Origin of the sequence: Rhodobaculum claviforme (assembly GCF_016653255.1) — a bacterium.
Taxonomy (GTDB): Bacteria; Pseudomonadota; Alphaproteobacteria; order Rhodobacterales; family Rhodobacteraceae; genus Rhodobaculum; species Rhodobaculum claviforme.
Genome location: NZ_NHSD01000043.1, coordinates 1 through 3,339 on the forward strand (window position 1 = coordinate 1; position 3,339 = coordinate 3,339).

Genomic DNA, 3,339 nt, shown 5'->3' on the forward strand with positions numbered 1-3,339 from the left:
GGCGGGACTGCGGTGCGGCGGGCGGCACGGGCGTCCCACCCGGCGGGGGCGACAACGCCGCGAACGCCTCGGCCGAGATCAGCGACACCTCCGCCACGGCCGGGTCGGGCCGGTCGGTGCCCTCAAAGGCGCCGCCGATCGCCACCCAGACCAAAACGCCTGCGTGCGCCACCGCCGATATCCTGGTGCCCGTCTCCATCTGCCCGCGTCCATCCGTCCCGGTTCAGGCGGCCCGGTGCCTGTGCCCGGGTCGATGCATTGCCACCGCCCCGGTCCCGGGGTGGGGCACGGCGGCCTCAGCCATCCGTTCCGTCGAAGGTGGGGCCTTCGCCGTCGGTCACAAGGCCGATGTCGGAAAACCCCCCGGCGTTCAGCGCGCCCATCACCTGCACCACCTGGGAATAGGGGATCCCCCCGTCGGCGCGCAGGAACACCTTGCGGCTGGTGCGTTCGGCCGCCACCGCCCGCAGCCGCGGCAGCAGTTCGGACGCCGGGGTCTCGGTGGTCTGGATCATCATGCGCCCGTCGGCCGTCAGGGTGACTGTCAGCGGCTCCTCGGCCTCGGTCGGCAGGGCGCCTGCGGCGGTGCGCGGCAGCTCCACCGGCACACCGACCGTCAGCATCGGGGCCGCCACCATGAAGATGATCAGCAGCACCATCATCACATCGACAAAGGGGGTGACGTTGATCTCGGACATGGGCCGGTTGCGCCGCCGCCCGCGCCGCCGCCCGCCGCCGCCCCCGTCGGAGTGCTGCACGCCCGCCCCCATCTCAGTCGCCCAGCTGGCGCGACAGGATGGTCGAGAACTCATCGGCGAAGGTCTCGTACCCCTCCACGATGCGGTCGCTGTCGTTGACGAACTTGTTGTAGAAGATCACCGCCGGGATTGCCGCCAGCAGCCCCAGCGCGGTCGCCAGCAACGCCTCGGCGATGCCGGGGGCGACCACGGCGAGGTTGGTGTTCTGCGCCCGCGCGATGTCGGTGAACGCGCGCATGATCCCCCACACCGTCCCGAACAGCCCGATGAACGGCGAGGCCGAGCCCACCGACGCCAGGAACGTCAGCCCCGCGGCATGCACCTGCGCCTCGCGCGCGATGGCCACATCCATGGAACGGTCGATGCGCGCGCGCGCGCCGGGAATCATCGCGCCATCCGTGCGGTGGCTGCGGCGCCACTCCGCCATCCCGGCGGCAAAGACCCGCGCGGGGGCGCTGGCGGGCTCGGGGCCGAGCCGGTCGAACAGCTCGTCCAGCGGCTGGCCGGACCAGAACGCCGCGTCGAATTCCGCGGCCTGCGCGCGGGCGCGGCGATAATCCAGCAGTTTCTGGATGATGATCGCCCAGGCCCAGAACGAGGCCGCCACCAGCACCAGCAACACCAGCTGACCGATCAGATCAGCCCTCAGGAACAGCCCGATAATGGACAGGTCGATGTCCTGCCCGGCACCGAGGGGGGTCGTGTCCATGATTCCTGCTCGCAACGAAGGAAGGGCCGCGTGTCGCGCGGCTCCGATTGGGCGGGACCATAGCGGGTTTCCCGCAGCCACGCCAACACATCCGTGTGTCCCCGGTGCCGTCGCGCCTGTGCCGGTTTCCGCTGTGCCGTCTCCGCTGTGCCGTCTTCCTCGGCCCCGTCTGCCCGTCGCCCGCGATGCCCCTTGCCCGCGATCCCCCATGCCCGTCGTCCCGTGCCCCGTGGCCTGCGCCCATGGTCCTGCGCCCGTGACGCTCCCGGCGCGCCCACCTCCGACGGGCGGCCCTGCGGCGCGGCCCATGCCCTGCGGGCGCACCGCGTGCCCACCCACCGCACCGCGGGTGGGGGACGCGCGCCCGGACCACCCCCGGCGGGCGCCCGATCCGATGCTGTCCGCAGCGACTGGCGGCCGTCTGGCGGCCGTCTGGCCCGGGCCGCCGTCAGACGCCGATCCGGGGGCCGGGGCACGACATCGGCTCGGCGCTGCGCCGCACCGCGATCAGCCCGCCGCTGCTCGGCCCGGCCGAGCGGGCCAGCATCCCCTCGGCGCTGTCATAGAAGTGCCAGCAGTGCTGACGGCCGGGGTCCTCGTCATAGACAAAACAGATCTGCGTGCCGGAGGGGAACCAGCTGCCCTCGCGGCACTCCTCTCCGGCAAAGGCCCAGATGACCCGGCGGCCGGGCAGGTACTGCTCGGTGCCATAGGGCTCGCCCCCGGCCATGAAATGCAGGGTGTGGCCGGTGACGCGGGCCTCGAACTCCTCGGCCGAGAGCGGCGGGCCGGGCTCCAGCGCGGCGGCGGGCATCGCCACCGCCAGCCCCAGCAGCAGGGCGAGCCAGAGGCCCATCCGTCCCCCCGAACGGCCGGGACGGCGGCGCGGCCAGGCCCCCGGCCGATCGATGGCACCGCGGTGCGCCGATGCGGGCGGTGTGGCTGTCATTGTCGTCTCCCTCCGGCAGGCGTGACATCATAGCCCCCCCACCCGGGGGGCGTGTTCTCAAGGCTTCGTGATCGCGGCGGGCGCTCCGGCACACCCGCTCCGGGGATTGCCGGACGCATCTGGGGGCGGGTCGGCGAGCCGATCTGCGGTCCCATCTGCGCTCCCATCTGTGGCCCCATCCGCGGGCGGATCGATCAGCACCCGCAGCGTGGGCGCGACGGCAGCGATCTCGCCCCGTTTGCCGTCCAGCGGTGCCAGCAGCCGCAGCAGCGGGGCCACCCGCGCCAGACCGCGCGCCAGCCGGGCCGCGGCCTGCCACGGCTCGGGCGGCGCGGCGCGGCGGTAGCCTGCGCACAGCGCCGCCAGCTCCGGCGCATCGGGACCCAGCGCCACCACGGCCGCGAACACCATGATCACCAGATCGGTGCGCATGAGGGCCACGCTGGCCGGTCCGGGCGTGTACCGCTCGAAGTCGATCAGCGTGGCGCGGCTCCCGTCCCAGCAGATATCGCGCAGGTCCGGGCGCCCATGCGCCACACCCGCACCATGCAGCGCCGCCAGCGCCGCCCCGCCCGCGCGCGCAGCCCTCGCCCGCTCGTCCGCCGGGCGCGCGGGGTCGCGCAGGATCGTGCGCAGAGGCTCGCCACAATCGGCCACCGCCAGCAGCCCCGGCGTCGCGGCGACCAGCTCGGCGACCGGCAGGCCGCGGCCCGACAGCTCATGCAGGGCCACAGCTTCGCGCGCGAAGGACTTGTCAGAGCTGCCTTTTTGCAGTCGCAGCCGCAGGGTCAGCCGCTCCGGACGCTTGACCCAGATCCGACGGTCGCCCGCCTGCACCGCAACCACCCGGCGCCGCCCCTCGGGGTCGACGGCGTGCACGGCCTGCTCCAGTTCCGCGACGGAAAGCCGGGGGGTGGGCCGGG

General features: G+C 73.6%; 4 protein-coding genes and 1 pseudogene. All 5 read right to left on the minus strand.

Features of this window, described 5'->3' with window-relative positions; genetic code table 11:
* Positions 1-199, minus strand: a pseudogene (locus CCR87_RS00610) (energy transducer TonB); the annotation flags it as partial.
* 97 nt (positions 200-296) lie between these two features.
* Positions 297-770 carry a protein TolR gene (gene tolR / locus CCR87_RS00615; RefSeq protein WP_201155397.1) on the minus strand — a complete coding sequence of 158 codons (474 nt, stop codon included), beginning with the start codon at positions 768-770 and terminating at the stop codon, positions 297-299.
* 1 nt (position 771) lies between these two features.
* Positions 772-1,467, minus strand: coding sequence for a protein TolQ (tolQ, locus tag CCR87_RS00620; RefSeq protein WP_201155398.1), 696 nt, complete (start codon positions 1,465-1,467; stop codon positions 772-774).
* Between the two features lie 448 nt (positions 1,468-1,915).
* On the minus strand, positions 1,916-2,323 hold the full coding sequence (locus tag CCR87_RS00625; RefSeq protein WP_201155399.1) for a hypothetical protein: 408 nt from the start codon (positions 2,321-2,323) through the stop codon (positions 1,916-1,918).
* 150 nt (positions 2,324-2,473) lie between these two features.
* Positions 2,474-3,339: hypothetical protein (locus tag CCR87_RS00630; protein WP_201155400.1), on the minus strand; the 866-nt coding region annotated here is incomplete at its 5' end.

Coding starts and splice junctions, on each gene's coding strand:
- tolQ (WP_201155398.1), bottom strand. CDS start 1,467: ATGGACACGACCCCCCTCGGTGCCGGGCAGGACATCGACCTGTCCATT.
- tolR (WP_201155397.1), bottom strand. CDS start 770: ATGGGGGCGGGCGTGCAGCACTCCGACGGGGGCGGCGGCGGGCGGCGG.
- CCR87_RS00625 (WP_201155399.1), bottom strand. CDS start 2,323: ATGGGCCTCTGGCTCGCCCTGCTGCTGGGGCTGGCGGTGGCGATGCCC.